The following is an 18,342-nucleotide window of genomic DNA, read 5'->3' as shown; positions in this document are numbered from 1 at the left end:
CAGTGAGAAATGTCGGGAAGGAGAGGCTTCGACGTGTTCAGTGAGAGGAGTGGGGCAAGTGTTCCGGAGCCCGTTCCCCGGGCTTAAGTCCACTCACCCCGCAGCGATTCCGACCGACCGAGCGGGGCTTCCCGGGCGCGGTGCGCAAGGGGCACCGGGTGCCGGGTGCCGGGTACGGCCGTGCCCCGGGCGGAGGCCGCCCGGGGCACGGATACGTCGCGTCAACCGCCCGCGCGAGACGGGAGTCGGATCAGGAGAAGGACCACACGTGGTCGTCGCGCCTGTTGCAGTCGAAGATCGTCAGCCGGGCGTCCTTGCCGCCGCTGCCGTGTTGACCCGACACGTCCAGGCACTGTCCATCGCTGGACTGGTTGCGGATCCAGAACTTCCCGTCCGACCGCTTCTCCAGGTACCAGAGTTGGTTGTCGGCGCTGGTGGGGCGGCAGTGGAACTCGGACACACCGGTACCGGCCGACTGTCCGGCGAAGTTCGGCAGGTCCAGGCAGAGACCGTCCTTGCTGTTGCGGATGGTGAAGAGGTCCGCGCCGTCGGGGCCGGCGCCGGGACGGCTCACGACGAGGTCCCAGAGCTGGTTGTCCCCGGTCGTCGTATTGCAGGTGAACTGGTTGACGGGACCGTCCACCGTGCCCTTGCCGTAGTTCGGGACGTCGGCGCACATGCCCGTCATGGCGTTCTTGAGCGGCACGCTCCGTACGGTGCTGAAGTTGGCGCTCTGCGGCAGGGCGCCGCCCGCACGGGTCGCGGGCTTGGCCGCGACCTTCTTCTTCGCGGCGGGCTGGGCCGGGGTCTCCTTCTTCGGGGCGGGCTTCGCCGGTTCGGGCGCCTTCCTCGCGGCGGGGTCGGTCTCGGGCTGGTCCTTCGGGGCGGGCTTCGCCGGTGCCGGGGCCTTGATCGCTCCGGGCGCCGCGGGCGCGGTGTCCTTCTCCGGCGCCTCGTCGGCCACCTGCTTCACCGCGCCGGGGGTCGGCGCGTCGGCGTTCGCCGGGGCGGCGCGACGCTCCTGCGCGGGGGCGTCCCCGTGCCGGGGTACGGCCAGGGCGGGCGACTCCTTCGAGGCGACGGACTTGCCCTGTCCCGCCGTCCCGTCCTGCTCCGCGGCCTTGTCCTGTCCCGCGGCCTTGTCCTGTCCTGCCGTCTTGTCCTGTCCCGCTGTCTTGTCCTGTCCCGCTGTCTTGTCCTCCGCGGCTTCGTCCTGCTTCGGGGACTTCCTCTCCGTCTGGGCGTTCTCCGGAGGTCCGGGTACCGGTTGCGCCTGCGTGCCCGGTGTCTTGCCGTCCGTCCCCGTGCCCTCCGCGGTGACCGGCGGCGCGTTGGTGCCGGTACGCCCGTCGTTCCGCTTCTCCACGTCGGAGCCCACGTTCGCGCCGGCCGGACGCTCGGCGGTCCCCGCCTGCCGCTCCGGCACGGGCACCGTCCGGGGCTGCGACGCGGGCTTGCGGGTCGGCGCGGCCGTGGCGTAGTCGTTCCCGACCTGCCCCCCGTTGGGGACGAGGTTCTCCAACACCGTTCCCCCGACCGGCACTTCCTGCACCGAGGCCTGGTTGCGGTGGTCGTCGTTGCCGAGACCGAGGAGGAGGAACGGCGCGCCGATGAGCACGGTTCCCGCTATCGCCGCCGCGGCCAGCAGCGGCTTGTTGGGCCGTCCGCTCGGCGGCTCGTCACCTCGCGCGGCCGCGACCGCGCCGCCGTACGGTGCGGACGGCGCCGCGGCCGGCGCGGCCCGCGTCTCGCTCCCGCGCCAGGTGGCGGCGGCCCTCGCGACCGCGCCGCCCGCGCGTGCGGAGGTCCGGGACCCGCTCCGTGCCTCGGCGGCCGTCTCGGCCCCCGCCCCGGTCGCGGTCGCGGACGCACCGGTGCTCGCGGTCCCGGACACCGTGGCCCGGCTCTCCTGGACGACAGCGCCCGGTGGGGTCGCCGGTACCCGCGTCGTGGCGGATCCGCGTGGTCCGAGTGCGGAGCCGGGTTCGCCCGGTACCGCGGGCAGGACCGCCGCGAGTCTCACGGCAGGGCTCGACATCTGCGAGCCGCCTTGTTGGTGGGGCATTGACACTCCTCATGCCTCGTTCGAACAGTCGGTCGTCGTGGTGCGCCTTGGTCTCGCGGAGACCGCGACGGAGCGCGGCCACGTGGATGGTCAGTCGGTGTGCGGTCCGGCTCCCCCCAGCGGTCCCGCGCAGCGCTCGGGCCAGACGAAGCCGCCCCGGGCGGCGGTGCGTCCGCGCAACGCCTCGTCGAGACGTGCGAGCACCGCACGGTCCTCGGCGTCCGGTTCCGCGTACCGGGCGGGTGGCGGGGCGGCCGCCGGGGTGGCCAGTTGACGCAGCAGCACGAGCGGGTCGGGGCCGTCCGTCCGCACGTCGAGCACGCGAAAGGCGGTGCCCGGGGCGAAGACGATCTCATCGTGCGCGGCGGAGGAGCCCGCGGCACCGAAGAGCTGCCGTACGCGGCGGCCGGTCACCGACCAGATCGCGAACCGGGCCCGCCCGGTGTCCTGGCCCGTCCCGCCGCACGGCAGGGCGCTCACGGCAGCCGGCTCGCGCAGTACGGTTCCGGGCCGGGGAAGTTCGACGTCGGCGCCGGCCCCCGCGCCGGGTCCCGTACCGAGCCCCGTTCCAGGTGGCGCGCCCCGCAGTGCCGCGCCCCGGAAGGACGGCAGCCGCCGGAGCGCCGACGCGACGCAGGCCGCGTACGGCAGGAGTCGCCCGCCCCCGTCGCGCAAGGCCCGGTCCAGCTCCCGATGGCCGAAGGGACCGTCCGGGGGGCCGAGGTAGAGCAGCAGGGCCACCAGGTCGGCGCGGGCGGCCACCTGTTCCGCGCCCCGCAGCGCGGGCAGCCGGGTCAACGTACGGGCCACGGCGGCCGCATGGCGTTCCCAGGCCGTGTCGGCGAGCGTCCGGAACGCCGCCCGTTCGGCCTCGGTGCTGTGGTGCTCCGGCAGGACGGGCACGGGGGGCAGCAATCCTCGCGGCGGCTCCGACGGGCGAGCGGAAGCCAGGCTCGCCGCCTCGACGGCGAGCTCCGGAAGCGGCGGCTGCGGGCCCGGCGCGCCTGCCGGAGTCCCGGACGGTGCGCTCTCCGGGCCGGCGACGGGCGGCGCGGCGGGGACCGGGTCCGGGTCCGGGGCGGGACGGGTGCCGGAGGGAGCCGTGTACGAGGAGGCGGAAGGTGCGACGGGCGGCGCGGGTGAGGTGGCGGTACGGGGTGCGGCGCGAGCCGGGGGCTCGGAGGACCGGACACGGCCCGAGGCGGAGGCGGCCACACTGCCCGCCGGTGCCGCCGGGGCGGCGCCCGCGACGGCCGGGCCACCGCTCGCCGCAGCCGCCGGGGCGGCGCCCGGGCCGGGAGCGCTCTCGGGGGCACGGGATCCGTTCCCGGAGGAGCCCGCACCCGGATCCGGCAGGGTCGCGGTGGTGGTCACGGTGGCCGTCGCGACGGGCTGCGGGACGGTCGGGGGGCCGGCCGGCTCGCCTTCCGCCCCACGTCCCGCGCCGATGATCGGGAGCGGCCCCGAACCGGTGGCCGGGAGGGGCGCCGGTCGGGGGGCCGGGACCGGCGCCGGGCGCGAACCCGGGTCCGTAACCGAACTCGGACTCGGGGCCGAGCTCGGGACCGGGGCCCAACCCGGGACTGGGACCGGGACCGGGGCCGAACTCGGGACTGGGACCGGGGCCGCGGCCGAACTCGGGACCGGGCTCTGGTGGGCGGACTCGCCGTCCGCTCCCCGTGTCTCCCGCGCCGGGCGTCGCACCCGGGGGGCGGAGACGGCCGTCCCGGCGGTCGTACCGGGCGGCGCCGCGACGGGCGGTCCGGCCGTGGTGGGGACGACCGGCCCCGAGACGGCGGGCGACGATCCGGGGCCGGTTTCGGCACGCAGCGCCCCACCGGGGCGGGGTGCGCCCTCCGCAGGGCGGCCGAAGGTCGCGAAGCGCACGCTGCGGACGCCGTGCAGAGCTGCCAGGCGCCGCAGTTCACGGCCGCCGTCCAGGGCCTTGCCGTGCACGTGCAGGCGGGCTCTGGTCCGCAGATCGGGCTCCAGCCCGTCGAGCAGCTCGGACAGGGCCGGCCAGAGCGAGGTGTCCAGTTCCTCTCCCGGGCGTCCCACCTCGATCGCCGGACCGTCCGCGTCCACCGGACGCGAGGCCAGGGGCTGCGGGCCGTCGCCCCGGGCGCCGACCAGCAGGCCCGCCCGGCTCACGGAGACCTGCCAGCGATCGGAGAGGTGCACCACCCCGTGCTCGGCCGGCTCCCGGTCCGGCAGTGGCGGGCTCCAGCGCAGCAGGCTCGGCTCCGACGCGCCGGGGGCGCAGAGCACCGAGTCGACGAAGGGTTGCCAGCGCGGCGCTCCGTCCCGGCCGACCACCATGGACCGCACGCTCTCGTCCGACCCCTTGCCCGAGTCGACGATCAGCGGAAGGCCGCTGTAGACGACGACGCCGGCGCCGACGAGGTCGGCGGCGGCCTGTCCGGCGCGCAGCACGTCCCGTCGACCGCCGGGGGCCACCCGCAGCGCGGCCCTCGCCGTGTCGGGTAAGGAGGCGACGACGTCGGAGACGTCCTCGGTGTCGATGTCCTCGCCGTCCGGGACGCCGAGCACCAGCAGCGGGCCTCGGCCGTCCATCGGTACCGCGTAGCAGAGGTCGCCGGGCCGGGGTGCCGGGCCGTCACCGGAGCGGATGAGGACGCCGGCCGGGATCTCCTCGACGACGCGACCGCCGCGGGTGCGGGAGGGCAGGCGGGCGGGTTGCCAGGCGGGCACCGGCTGGCGCGGCCCCAGCGCCACGGGGGCGACGCCCGGGCGGAAGCTCCACCACCCGCGTTCCCCGCCGGCTTCCCCGGCGGGCGGTCCGTGGACGAAGAGTCCGCCGCCGGGCACGCAGAGCACCGTGCCGTCCGGGGCGACGACTTCGAACTCCCATGCGTCAGCTATGCGTTGGGCCACCGCCGGGTACTCTCCCGGTCGACCGTCGCCGGAGCCGGACATGACCAGTCGCACGGCGGTGGCGCCTTCGTCGCGTACCCAGTCGAGCAGGTCGCCGAGCCGTGGCCACAGCGCGGGGGCGGACTCCTCGTCGGCGCCGGCGACCACGGTGACGGTGCCGGGGTCGTCGGACTCGGCGCACCGGACCAGGTCGGCGATCTCCTCCGGCCCGAGCAGCTCGTCGGACGGCCGGCGGAGCAGCAGGACCCGGTCGTACTCCTCGACCAGGAAGCCCCCTCCCCCGACGGCGACCTCCTCGGACAGGGGGTCCTGCGAGGTGGGCTCGTCCCTGCGTCGGTTCCAGAGCATCACCGGCGATCCCCGTCCGTCGCCGCCGAGCGGCCGTCGTGGCTGATCCTCGTCATCGCTGTCGTCATCGTTCCGATCCTGGCCGGCCGGACGGCATTCGACCGGCAGTTCGAGTCAACGCTACTCGTGCGTACGGCAGTTGACGGCAAAGTGAAGGATCCGACCGTCATCGATGCCACGGGGCGGGGGTGCGGGTTCGTCATGACGCGTCTCCTGTGACCACGTACGCCGGGTCGTCGAAGTTCACGGACGTGCCTCCGTCGGTGCCGGGGGCGCCGCCGGCCGGGGCAGCCGTGCCCGGGATCCCCAGGGCCCGCGCGACGGCCTCCCACACCGCCGCCGCAGGCGGCTCCCCCGCAGGGCCGCTCAACAGCCACCGCAGGTGTTGAAGCGGCGTCAAGCCGAGCTCCTCCACCGTCAACGAGCCTCCGAGCAGCACGGCTTGTGCGGTCTGCCCCGCGGTGAGCGCCACGCCCGCGCCGGTGAGCTCCGGCAACGGGACCGGCCGGCCCCGGTCCAGCAGCCGGGTGACCTCCGCGGACCCCAACGCCGACAGCAGCGCCGCGTCGATGTCGAGGGCTTCGATCCCCGCCGACCGGGCGCGGGCGTTCAGCGCGTCGTCGGCGCCGCGAGCCGGGACGGGTACGGGGTTCAGCGTGGGGGCCGGTGTGGTGCCGGGGGCGGTGGTGGGCGCGGTGGTGGGCGCCGGTGTGGTGCCGGGGGCCGGTGTGGTGCCGGGCGCGGTGGCGGGGATCGCGTCGCTGCCCCAGTAGTGGCGGCGGGCGGGTGAGTAGTGGACCTCGACCACGGGGGCGCCCTGAGGTCCGTAGCGGTCGAAGACACTGGACGGGCCGCCGTCCCACTCGGGCTGGGCGACGTCAACGGCGACACCGAGGACATGTGCCGTCAGCATCAGGAACGCGTCCCCGTGATCGGAGGCCCAACTGTTCTCCCAGGTCCGCACCGCGTTCAACAGCCCTTGGAGTTCGGTGGCGTCGAGCGGCGCGGTGCTCATCTGGTAGGCGATCTCCAGTTCGTCCCGCAGTTCGGCGTCGGTCAGGCGGGCGGCGGTGCCGACGCCGTGCCGCACGGCGAGCGCCCGCAGGTCGGCCCGGCTGGTGCCCGGGTCATTCAGGTGACGTGCGAACTCGTCGGCGATGGACGCGCGCAGTTGGAGGACGACCTGGTCGGGCAACGGCGTTCCGCCGACCGATTGTTGAACGCGGTGCGCGATGGTGGCGCGCAGGGCGGCCACGGCTGCCTGCGACGGGTGGTGCGTGGGCAGCGTGCCGGTGTACGACAGTGCGGTGGCCTGGGCGTGCAGGTCGGCGCGGACTCCGGCGGTGTTCGAGAGCCAGGCGAAGACCGCCGGGTCATTGGAGGCCAGACCGGGCAGCCGGTCGCGCACCAGTCGGGGCGCACTGGCGAGGAACGCGTACAGCAGGCACTCGCCGTTCGCGACGGTACGGAGCGCACGGCCGGCGGGAGGGCGGCGCGAGGACTGCCCCTGCGCGTCCGGGGTGGCCGGCCCGGTGCCGACACCCGTGCCCGTGCCCGTGCCGGTGCCGGTGCCGGTGCCGGTGCCGCCGACCGTTCCCGTTCCGGTACCCGTGCCCGTTCCCGTTCCCGTTCCCGTTCCCGTTCCCGTTCCCGGCAGGGTCTGTGTTCCGCCCACCGTTCCCTTGGGCGTGGACGGCGGCGGGGGCTTCACCCCGGTCTTCCCCTGGGGCTTCTTCGAGGAGGCCGCCGTGGCGGTCCGCGTCGCGGGGGTGGCCGTGGAACGGGTCGCCAGGGCGGTGTGCGGGCCGCGGGCGGGGATCGACGTCACGGAGGACAGCGGGACGTCTACCAGGCCCTCGCCGGCGGTGCGGCGGGCGGCGCCGAGCGTACGGGCGAGGCGGGGCAGGCGCCGAGCCGCGGTGGTCTGGATGCCGGCCTGACGGATCTGCTCCTTCCGCGCGGTGGCGATGGCCAAGTCGACGGCGTCGAGGGTCTTCCGCCGCAGGTCGCGCAACCCTTCGGCCGTGTTCCGACGGTCGCCGGCGGCCCCGAGATCGGTGCGCCGGTCGCCCTCGGCGGCCCGGGCGGTCGTCACGGCCGCCGTGAGACCGGGCAGGCGCCGGCCGGCGGCCTGCGCGTCGGTACGGGCGGTCGCCAGATCGGTCCCGAGCCGGCCCAGCCGGGTGCGCAGCCGGGCCTGCTGCCCTTGGATCCGGGTCAGTTCGGTCCGCGCGCGCTGTTCACGGGCCTGTACGGCCGCGACGCTGAGCGGTGGGCGGGGGGCCTTCGTCTGGCGTGCCATGTGCCGCAGTTCGGCGGCGGCGGTCCGGGCTTCGACCGACCGGGCCCGCTCGTCGCGCTCGGTGGCGGCGATCCGCCGTTCCACGGCGGCGATGTCCTTCTCCGTCCTCCGTATCCGGCCGTTCAGGCGGACTTCGGTGTTCTTCCCGTCGGTCAGGGCGGTCCGGGCCCTGGTGTGGGCCTTGACCGCGTCCCGCAGTTCCCCGACGGCTCGCCGGTGGCCGGCCTCCTCGGTGGTGAGTGCCTTCACGGCTGCGTCCAGGGCGGTGAGGGCGGCGGCCCGCGGGGCGCGTTGGCCGCTCTCCCGGCGTCGGGCCGCGGCCTGACCGCGCAGGGCGTCGCTGTGCTCGGTGATGCTGTCGGCCAGGGAGTTCCAGGCGGTGACGGTGGCCGCGTCGGTGCTCGCCAGGGAGCCGTCCTCGGCGAACACCCAGTGCTGGAGCCCGTCGTCCGTCCGCAGGACGAGTTCCACCGGCCGGGCGGCCAGTACGGCGGTGCGGGAGGCCGCGTAGAGGGCGCGCGCGAGGAGCGAGCCGTCCGGGTCGGGGCCGGGGGCGAGCCAGATCTGCGCGGCGTCCTCGTTCAGGTCGAGTACGCCGGCCAGCGCGGCGGGCAGGTCGCCGACGGGGTGCCTGGTCCAGTCGCGGAGATCGGCCGCGGGCTGCCCGGCGAGCATCGACCGGAGGTCGTAGACCTGGGGGTCGGTACGGGCGTCGGTGATGCCGTGGCCGAGCACGTCGCGTTCGGTCAGGCGCATCTCGGCGCTTCCGGTGACGTACCGGGTGCCACCCGGCCCGTTGACGGTGATCAGGACGTCGACCATGGTCTCGTAACTGCGGGTGCCTCGTCCGCCGTCGGCCGGCAGGGCGGTGCCTCCCAGCTTGAACCACTCGCGGCGGCTCGCGGTGACGGCGGAGCCGGGTCCCTGGGTCGGGGGCTGCCGGCCCAGCACGGGAAGGCCCACGCCGAACAGGTGGCCGGGATCGAGCGAGTCGGCGGTGTGGGCGGTCTGCAGGACGGTGTTGGAGGCGCCCCCGACCGTGAGGGCCGTCGACGCGGTCAGACCGGGCAGCCGCAGCCGGTCCAGGGTGACGTCTCCGGCATCGGTGACCCGCCGGGGGTTGCGCAGCTCGATCCGCAGGCCCGGCGTTGCGTCCGCGTCCTGCTCCGCCGGATACGCGCCGGGCATGGAGAAGGTGACGCCGGCGCCGCGGGGCAGGTCCACGGTGACGTTCTCGGCCTGGATCAGCTCCCCGACGCGTACGGCCGCCGCCTCGGCGGACTCGGAGAGGGAAGTCGAGGCGAGGCCCGGAGCGAGGGCCGGAGCGACCTCGGTGAGGGCCCGGGAGAGTTCCCGATAGGCGTTGAAGTGGAGCACCGGGGCCGGGCCGCTCGGCACGACGCGCTGCCCGTCGCCGATACGGCGGCCGGCCGTGGGCGCCGGCGCGGTGGCGGTCCTCGGGTCGGCGGCCGACACGGCCGGGGCCATCGGGTTCGCGGGCGCCGGCGGGTCGACGGCCTCGCTGCCGGTGAAGCGCAGGGTGACCAGGGCGGGCACGGTGGCGGTGCGTTCGGGCCGACCGAACAGGGTGCGCCGGGCCCACTCGATCCAGCCGGTGTTCTCGTCGAACCAGCCGATCACGCCGGCCTCGACGATCCCGCCGGGGATGTTGAGCGGCCATTCGGTGACCAGTTCGGAGCGGACGGCGGCCGTGTACTCGTACTCCACTTCGAAGTCCGCCGCGTTGTCCGTGCGCATCCAGTAGCGGTCCTCGTCCGTCGAGGAGGTCCTGGCCGTGTCGGAACTGCTGGTGGTGTATGTCACGGCCGGACCGGTGCGGTCGGTGCGGGTGTCCTCGGCCGGGCGCGGGTAGCGGGCGTTGGGGGTGAAGGTGGTGGCGCTCTGGCGGGTCGTGGTGGTGCCGACGGAGGTGTTCGACGGGGCGTGGACGTGCACCTGCTCCTGACCGGCGCCCGCCCCGGCACGCCGACCGCGCACGGTGCGCAGTCCGGCGGTGTCCTGCCGGGGCCTGGCCTGGAGCGACACCTCGACGAGCCGGGCGCCTCCCTTGGCGACGTGCAGGAAGTGGAACCGCTGGGCGTGGCCGGGGCCGCGGGCGGGCAGGGCGCGCAGGGCGGTGGAGGTGGTCAGGTCGGCGATCCGGGTCCGCACCCCGGACAGGTACGCGGAGTGGCCGGGGCTGGTGGAGCCGGGCGCCTCCTGCTCGACCAGCCGGGTCAGTTCGGTCCGCAGCGCGTCGCGCCGCTCCACGGGGCCGGTCGCGGGCGGAACGGGCAGCGGCGGGGCGCTCGTGTTCGGGGCGGCGTTCGTGCTCGGGGCGCTCGTGTTCGGCGCGTTCGTGTTCTTCGCGTTCGTGCTCGGGGCGTTCGTGCTCAGGGCGTTCATGTTCGGCGCGGGGGCGTTCTGGACCGGTGCGTTCTGGACCGGCGCGTTCTGGGCGGACGTACTCGCGGCGGTCGCGTTCGCCGCCGTCGCGGGCGTGTGTGCCGCGGGTGCGAACTGCCGGACCGAGAGGATGCCGGCGAGTCCGGGCTCCCCGGTACGGGCGAAACGATCCGGCAGGGGCAGGTCGGCGGCCGGACGGGGGGTCGGAGTCAGCGAGGGGACGCTCCCGAACCACTCGGTGTCCCGGCTGAGTTGGGTGTCGCTCATGAGGAACTGGGCGCCGCGCGGGATCTCGACGGCGATGGTGACGGGATCGGCACCGGTGGCTCCCAGGGTGTTGCCGACCAGGTTGCGCCGGCCGTGGCGCACGGTGAGGAGGATGGTCGCGCCCGTGCGGATGCGGTGCTGCGTGCCGCTTTCCGTGGGTGTGCGCGTCACCCCGGTGGAGGAGGTGACGGTCTTGCTGTTGTCGGTGCGGCGGGTGAGGGCCTGGCGGCCCGAGGGGTTGAACAGCGTGGTCGGTTCCGGCGCCGGCCCGTCGCCCTTCGTCGCGCGGGCCGACTTCCCCGCGCCGCTCTCGGCGGCGTGGGGAGCCGGAGCGGGCCGCTGCGCGGCGGTGAAGGCTCCGGCGACCTGATGGGTGGCGCTGGTGGTGGTCTGGTGCGCGATGGTGTCGGTGGCGCCGACGTCCGTCTCCAGGTACTGGGTCGCGCTGTTCGGGTTCTCCGGGTCGTGCAGGTAGCCCTGGAGTTCCACGGAGAACTCGTGGTCGGCGCCGAGGCCGGGCAGGGTCAGACCCTCGATGACGTAGCCGCCCTTGAAGATCTGGTGGGAGCGGGCGATCAGGTTGGAGGTGCCGAGCCCGGCGCGCAACGCCTCCCTGAACGGCGTGCTCTCGTCGGTGGGGTCGGCCCCGTCGAGGTTGTCGGCGAGGCCGCCCGCCTTGTTCGCCAGATCCGTCAGGAAGCCGGTGGTGGCGTCCCACGCCTTGTGGAGGGCGCCCTTCGGGGGGTTGCCCGGGTGGGTTCCGGTCACGATCCGGTCGAAGGCGTCGACGAGGGCGGCCGATCCCTGGAGGCTGTCCATGATCGCGTCGTCGGGCAGGCGGACGACGTTCGGTACGGGGTTTCCGGTCGGGTCCGTCAGGGCCAGGCGAGTCCGGTCCGCCGCGTTGACGGCACGTATCCGGGGGCCTGCGGGCGCCTGGCGGGCGGCGCCGGCCGGCTGGGTGCGGTGGTGCGGGACGGCGAGGGTGAGCCGGCCCGGGACGGTGTGGACGGGCGGCCTTTCCTCGTCGGGCGGACGCGGGCGCGTACGGGGCGGGCCACCGGGGTCGGCGAAGCGTTTCTTCGGCCGGGTGTCGTCCTCGTACAGGTCGAGCGCCAGCAGCGCGGGCACCTCGAAGACCTCGGCGTCCTGCCCGCTGCCGATGAAGAACTGGTCCTGACTGTTCCCGGAGCCCGCCGCGAGGGTGTCGGCGCCCTGCCGGCCGTACGTGTAGTCGCCGGCGCCGGCGAGCGTCCACGGCGCCTCGTCGGGATCGCCGACCGGGCCGGACGGGCCGCCGCCGATGCCGACCTGCCAGCCGTGGGCGCGCCCCCTGGACTCGTTGCCGGGGACGCCGACCGAGGAGATGCCCATGACCTGGATGCCCGGCAGGGTGCGCCGGTGGCGGGTCCGGGCGGCCGGGTCGCGGGTGGCGCTCAGTCGCAGTTGGACGCGCCGGGTGCCGCCGGTACGCGACGGCAGCTCCATCCAGAACGGTCGGCCGCCGTCGAGGAGGGCGTCGGCCGAGGCACGCAGGCCCACGTCGGAGCGGGCCTGTTCGAAGCGGCGCAGGTTGGCGAGCTGGGCCTGCGCCCGCTCCTCGTCCTCCACGTAGGGGGCGGAGGGGCGTTGGGAGGGCGGCAGGAATCCCTCCTCCCGCAGCCATGCCTCGGCCCGTCGGAACATGGGCTCGGCGCCGGTGACGGCCAGCGGGGCGGCGGACAGGCCGATCGTCGCGAGGTTCTCCAGGTCGTCGGGGAGCTGCCGGGTCCCCTTGCCGACGGGGTGTTCCTGGCCCTGCGCGTCGGCCGCGGTGAGCATGCGCATGCGCAGGCCCCCGTCCCAGGGGCCGGCCCGGTGCGTGGTGCTTCCGCCGCGAGCGCGCACGAGGGTGACCCGGTAGGTGACCCGCGCCGGGGTGAGCAGATGGCTGCGGTTGGTGCGTACGGCGTGCGCGAGGGTGGCGGAACCGCCGGCCGAGAGCGAGGAGTTGGTCTGCCACTTCCCGCCGCCCTTGAAGGCGATGGTGCCCTGGGCGCGCGCGGAGGCCCCGGGGTGGCCCCGCTCCGTGTCGGACGTGAAGACGGGGGCGACGCTGCCGTCGACCGCGACACCGCTGGTGTACTTGGCGGAGCTGTCCACCTTCAGGATCTCGGAGACATGTGCCTCAAGGTTGATCTTGCCGTCGATCGAGCGGTGGGTGGGGGCCGGATCGGGTTCGACCACGGCGGTCAGCTTGAAGACGCCGATCGCCTTGCCCCGGTCGTTCAGCAGGATCGGCGAGTACAGGCCGCCGCCCCGCTGGAGGGGAAGGGTGCCGCGCAGCACCGGCTCGGACAGGAACGCCTCCAGTTCCTCCGCAGAGGCTTCCGACAGGTTCGACAGGTCGTCGCGGAAGGCGTGGCGGACCTCGGAGAGCAGTCGGGCGGGTTGTGTGACGGTGTCCACGCCCCACACCGGCAGGTCGTCGAGGGCGGCGGGCGCCGGCATCGGTCCGTTCGGTTCCACGGCCAGGTGCTGGGGGAACCAGACGGTGACCGGGCCGTGCCGCTCGCCGTCCCCCCAGTCGGCGTTCCCGCTCCCCGGTCCGGCGGCCGCCGGACGGTCGACCCGGAGCTGCCACTCCGAGACGAACTCCACGGGCTGGGACAGCTCGTTGCTGCGCTGCGCCGTCATCGTCTGGACCGCGGAGGTGACGGTGCTGCTCGTGGAGAACTGGTTGTGGGTCAGCGTGACCGCCAGCCCCGCGTCCACCCGGCTGACCGGTCCCGCCCGCCCGACGGTGAACGAACCGGACCAGGTCACCGGCACCGTGCGGACGTTCCCCGTGTTCTGGGCCACCGAGGACTCGGAACTGCCCTGGCCGCGACGCTCCACACGGCCCTCGGGGTCCTCGACGCCGTGCTCGCCGTACCGTCGGGACCGGGCGGGGTCCCGTAAGCCGAGCCGGACGTCCACGGTGCGCTCCCGGCCCTCGTGCGTGACGGTGATCCGCCTGCCGGTGCTGCGCAGGTACGGCAACTGCCGCGCCAACTCGACAGCGTTGGCGCGCTCCCGTAGCTGGACCCGTACCGGATGGTCGTGGGCGGCGCCGGCGGGAATGCCCAGGCGGGTCAGGATCTGGCGGTGCAGCCCCTCCACCACGGCGTCGGACAGCGGTTCGACGTGGACGAGGCCGACGGTCCCGTCGTACCCGGTGCCGTAGGTGGTGGCGTACGTGGAGAGGGGCGCGCTCCAGTCGCGCGGGGCCCGGGCGGAATCCCAGCGGTCGTCGTGCTCGTCCGGGGGCAGCGGGTCGACGTCCGGCGATCCGGCGTCCGGGGTGGTGGCCCCGACCTCGGGGGTGCCCGCGGTGAGCGGATGGTCGCGCACCGCGGGGCCGGAGTCGAGGGCCGACTCCAGCGTGCGCAGGTCGGCTTCGGTGACGGCTCCCGTCGTGGGGAGCCCACCGGTGTCGGCCATCACTCCGGTGGGATCGGCGGCGAGGAGCCGGCGGAACAACGACTCGGGGTCGCGTCCCCGGTCGCGCATCCCCGTGTAGTGCAGGATCTCGTGCAGTGCCACGGCGTCGTCGCGCCCGGGCCCCGCGCCGAGCCGGATGTGCAACTGGTCGCTGCGGGCCGGGTCGTCGGCGCGGCTGAGCTCCACGGCCTCGGCGTGCTCCGGGGCGTGGGTCAGCACCAGGTCCACGTGCAGTTGATCGCCCGAACCCGGCAGCCGCAGGCCCTGGTTGACGTGCACGGCGAGGAGCGCGCGCATCCGCTCCTGGAAGGCGGGCAGCCCGGCGGGGTCGAAGCCGGGCCCGAACCGGACCGGCAGGTGCAGGGAGACGTCGCGCACCCAGCGCCCGTCGTCGGCCTGGACGCGCCGGACACGGGCACGGACCAGCGTGGTGAGGCCGTGCAGCGTGCCCGGCGCGCGCCTCCCGTCGAGCGGGTCGCTCGCGGGATCGAACCAGTCCAGGTGCAGGGAGGACGCCGGAGCGGACGGACGCCGCCGGCTCCACTGCCCGAGCCGTACGGGTTCCACCCCCGCCGCTTCCTCCCCGGTGGACGGCGGGCCCTCACCGTCCCCGCCCCGCTCTGCGGAAGCGGGCACGACGGCGGGCACGGTGGCGGGGCGGGGCGTACCGGTGGGACCCGTCCCGGTCGGGAGCGGCGCGGGCGCCGGTGGCGCCGGAGCCGGTGCCGGGGGCCCGCTCGTCGTGTCGGGAGCCGGGAGCGAGGGGGTGTGCGTCGCGGCGGCGGGTGGGCCGCCGACGGTACGCACCGGCGCCGGGGCGGCCGGTGCGGGGCCGGTGTTCGCGTCCGCGTCAGCGTCCGGGAAGGCGGTAGGGACGGTGGGGGCGTCGATGAGGGAGGCGAGCAGGCTCAGGTCACGGCCGCGCAGCCCTTCGCGGGGCGGCCCCGACGGGAGGGACCGGGCGGGATCCCCGGCCGGGCCGGCGGGGATGTCGCCGTGCAGGCCGAGTTGTCGGGCGATCCGTACGGCGTGGGCGGCCGGGTCGGCGCCGGTCCACCACGGGGTGCGGTTCGTCTCCCCGTCGCGTTCCGCCGGGGCGCCGGTGACGCCTTCCGGGTGTGAGGCGCCGGTCGCCCGCTCGACGGTCACCTGGAGCAGGTCGCCGCCCGGCAGCCGGTGGCCCGGCGCGTTGAAGTACTCCTCGACGCCCGCACGGAGGCGCTGCCAGGCGTCCTCGGGCATGCCGTCGGGCCCGGTCGCGACCCGGACGGTGAGGTCGGTGACCCACTCGCCGACGTGCTCGATCCGGCGGACGTCGAACGCCGACCGGACGGTGCGCGGGATGCTCTCGCCGGGCCGCGACGGATCGGCGGGGACGGGCACGTCGTCGGTCCACATGTGTTCGCGGGTGACGGGCGGTACGGCGGCCCGCGCGGCCTCCCAGACCGGGTTCCCGGTCCGCGGGGCGGGTCCGCCGTGCGGGGCGGCCGACGTGAGGGTGTCCACGGCGCTGACCAGGGGCCCGGCGCTCTCCCGGGCCGGGGGCTCGTCGTCGGGCGCGGTGGACGTCTCCGGGGAGGACCCGCGGACCCGGCTCAGCGGATCGGGGGCACCGCCGGGGGTCGTCGGGCGGGGCGCGGCGCTCTCCGGGGGCGGGGCGGAGCGCGTTGCACCCTCGCCGCCCGTGGCCTCCGGTGGGCCGCCGGCCTCGGTGTCACCGGGTCGCACCTGCCCGCCGGACCGCGCCCCCGTGCCCGTACCGGCGCCCTTGCCCGTACCGGTACTCGTACTCGTGTCCGTACCCGTGCCGGCGCCCTTGCCCGTACCGGTACCCGTACTCGTGTCCGTACCCGTGCCGGCGCCCTTGCCCGTACCGGTACCCGTACTCGTGTCCGCACCCGTACCCGTGCCGGCGCCTTTGTCCGAGCCCGTACCGGTGGCCGCGTTCGCGTCCGCTCCCGTGGCCGCGTGAACGTCCGGGTCCGTGTCCCCGTTCACGTCCTCGAAGACGGTCCGCGTCGCGTCCTCGGGCGCGCCGCCCGCTCCGGTGGCGACCGGGAGCGGGCGGCCGCCGGTCCCCGGGGCGGCCGTGGCCGGAGGGGGCACGGTACTGCCGGCCGCGGGCCCGGAGGGCACGGTGCGGTCCGGGCCGCTGTCGCGGACGAGAGGAGCGTCGGAAGCGGCGGGCGTGCCGGCGAGGACCTCGGGCGGCGAGGTGCCCATTCCGATCGGACCGGGCGTCCGCCCGATCGCCTGCGGGGGTGCGGGGTTCGGGGCGGCGACGTGCGGCAGTGGGTCGGGGGCGGAGGCTCGTGCCTCCGGGCCGGTGAGCCCGTCGGAACCCGTGCCGCCGGGCGCTGTGGGCGGGTTGGTGGCGAGAAGTGCCGTCGGCGCCATCGGGACCGGGGACCGCGGGGTCGGCGGTGGCGGGGTGGGCGCGGTGGACGGCCGGTCACCGAACGGGGTGTCGTCGCCCACCGTCGCGGTCGGCGGCGCGTGCGGCACGGGCGCGGGAATCGGGGTCGGGCTCGGCGTGGGAGCGGGAACGGGGGCGGGGGCGGAACGCGGCGGGCCGTCGAGGCCGCCGGGACCGCGGCCGTCCGGACCGCCGGAGAAGTCGATGTCGTTGAGGTCGGTGAAGTCGCGGGAGTCGGTCAGCCACTTGTGCAGCCACAGACCGCCGCCGCCGAGCGCTCCGTCGGCCATCACCTCGAACATCGAGCTGGTGCCGGAGCCGACGAACGTCTCCCATGTGAACTCCCAGACGCCCTCGAACGCTCCCTTGACCAGGACCTCGGCCGCGGATTCGCTGATCGCGCCGACGAGGAACGCCTCGGCGAGGTCGTTGACGCCGTCGAGGAGTCTGGTCGTGAAGGGGTTCTTCTTCGCGAAGTCGTCGAAGGAGTCGAAGGTGTTCTTGAACCACTTCCCGGCGTGGTCGAACGCGCCGCCGAGGACTCCGGCGAACCCGCCGGCGAGCGCGCCGAACGCGGCTCCCTTCCCCACGTCCTCCCAGTCGATCCCGTGGGGCCTGCGGTCGCGCGGGTTCAGGGCGATCTGTGCGAGTCGGACGGCGAGGACCTGGAGCGCCTCCTCGATGGCGCTGGTGAGGGTGGGCGCGAGGTGGGTCATGCGCAGCAGCCGGTCCACGATGAGCAGGACGGCCAGCCGGCTCCGCGCTCTCGCCAGCATCATCTGGGAGACGGACGTGCCACCGGTGATCACGGCCAGCGCGGCCAGCACGGCGAGTTCGACGAGAAGGGCGATGATCTCGGCGATGATCTCCCATTTGGCCTGCTGGATGCTCATCGAGTGGTCGATCTGGCCCCGGGCGATGTCGTCCAGCTTGTCGACCATCGCGTTGAGGTGGTTCACTCCCCCGTCGTTGGTGAGCAGTGACAGCGCCCGGACGTACGGGTCGGCCACGTCGTCCGGCAGGGAGGTGGCGGCCTCGGAGATGGAGAGCTGGATCTCGTCCTGGAGGTCCCGGATGCCGCGGCCGAACCTCAGGTACAGCTCACGGCTGTCGTACGCGAGGTTCTCCCGGGCCTCCAACGGCATTTCGCCGATGAGGATCCAGAGCATCCTGCGGACGTCGTCCGGGAAGTTGATCTCCTGCACCCAAGCCTCCGTTCACCCTTGCCCCCCCATCACCGCGGACCGGTCGACCCCGTGGCGCCCGCGGTCAGTGGCGCCCGCCGGTGCCCGGGTCGTCGAAGACCGTGTCGGGGGTGCGGCGCCGATGCTCCGCGATCTGCTCGGTGGAGTACGACCGGGTGCGCTCGATGTTGTCCAGGTTCGCCAGCGTGGCCTGCACGAGTCCGTCGAGGGCTTCGTACAACACCCGCCCGGTGCCCAGGCAGTACTCGTTGTTCCGTTCGTAGACCGGGCGGACCTGGAGGGCGTAGTCGTCCGTCCAGCCGGGCCACGGAGTGTAGTTGCGCTCGTCCGCGGTGAAGCTCCGACTGAGGCCCTCTGCCAGCTCGGGCAGTCGCCGCATGCGCTCGACGGCCCTCCTGAGCGCCTCCGGGCTCGCCTCGTACACACCGCTCATGACCGGCTCCTTCCTCTCTGTCCGTCGTTCGTGTCCTCGTGGATCTCGTCCCGCAGCCGGTCCCCCGGACGGCGGACCGGCTCGCCTTCGGCCTCGTCGAGCAGCGCGGAGCCGTAGATGCGCTCCCAGTCGACGGTCATGCCGCGCAGTTCGGGCATCGCGGCACTCGGCCCGGTGAGGGGATCGAAGAGGTCCATGACCTGGCGGGCCATCTGCGCCCGTCCTCGTTCGGCGGCTTCCATGACCGACGCGGACAGTTGGGCCGGGTTCATCGAACGGTACTTGCCGTCAAGGAACTTGAGTCCGGTGAGCTCGCCCCGCGAGCCGACCGTGACCTCCACGGAGCGGTCGCGGGAACGTACGGTCGCGCCGGCGTCGGCCAGTTGCTCCTCGGCGCGGGCCACGGCGGCCTTGACGGACTCCAGTTCCGCCATGGCCTTGGCGATGCGCTGCTCGATCGGTTCGGTCACCGGTGGTACCTCCGGTCGGCCGGGCCGGCGCCCGGATCGGCTGCCTGACGGGTGAGGGGAACGGCGGCGGGGG

At 74.9% G+C, this 18,342-nt stretch carries 5 protein-coding genes; all 5 read right to left on the bottom strand.

The window, feature by feature from the left end:
- Positions 1–250: 250 nt before the first annotated feature.
- The 5 genes from ACFYW3_RS23445 to ACFYW3_RS23425 all read right to left on the bottom strand — a co-directional run bounded on the left by ACFYW3_RS23445 (position 251) and on the right by ACFYW3_RS23425 (position 18,269).
- Positions 251–2,065: an RICIN domain-containing protein gene (locus ACFYW3_RS23445; RefSeq protein ID WP_389387202.1), complete on the bottom strand. Its 1,815-nt coding sequence runs from the start codon at positions 2,063–2,065 to the stop codon at positions 251–253.
- A gap of 90 nt (positions 2,066–2,155) precedes the next feature.
- Positions 2,156–5,308: a hypothetical protein gene (locus ACFYW3_RS23440; RefSeq protein ID WP_389387201.1), complete on the bottom strand. Its 3,153-nt coding sequence runs from the start codon at positions 5,306–5,308 to the stop codon at positions 2,156–2,158.
- 199 nt (positions 5,309–5,507) lie between these two features.
- A complete protein-coding gene (locus ACFYW3_RS23435; protein ID WP_389387200.1) occupies positions 5,508–17,366 on the bottom strand; it encodes a hypothetical protein in 11,859 nt (3,952 codons plus the stop codon).
- Positions 17,367–17,430: 64 nt separating this feature from the next.
- Complete coding sequence (locus tag ACFYW3_RS23430) at positions 17,431–17,799, bottom strand: hypothetical protein (protein WP_351371582.1); 369 nt, start codon at positions 17,797–17,799, stop codon at positions 17,431–17,433.
- Positions 17,796–18,269: a YbaB/EbfC family nucleoid-associated protein gene (locus tag ACFYW3_RS23425; RefSeq protein ID WP_351761022.1), complete on the bottom strand. Its 474-nt coding sequence runs from the start codon at positions 18,267–18,269 to the stop codon at positions 17,796–17,798. Before ACFYW3_RS23425 ends, ACFYW3_RS23430 begins: the two co-directional genes overlap by 4 nt.
- Positions 18,270–18,342: the final 73 nt, after the last annotated feature.

This window comes from Streptomyces sp. NPDC002602 (assembly GCF_042889445.1).
GTDB lineage: Bacteria > Actinomycetota > Actinomycetes > Streptomycetales > Streptomycetaceae > Streptomyces.
The sequence above is the reverse complement of the archived record's forward strand: the minus strand, read 5'-3'. Positions and strand labels throughout refer to the sequence as shown.

Coding starts and splice junctions, on each gene's coding strand:
- ACFYW3_RS23445 (WP_389387202.1), bottom strand. CDS start 2,065: ATGCCCCACCAACAAGGCGGCTCGCAGATGTCGAGCCCTGCCGTGAGA.
- ACFYW3_RS23440 (WP_389387201.1), bottom strand. CDS start 5,308: ATGCTCTGGAACCGACGCAGGGACGAGCCCACCTCGCAGGACCCCCTG.
- ACFYW3_RS23430 (WP_351371582.1), bottom strand. CDS start 17,799: ATGAGCGGTGTGTACGAGGCGAGCCCGGAGGCGCTCAGGAGGGCCGTC.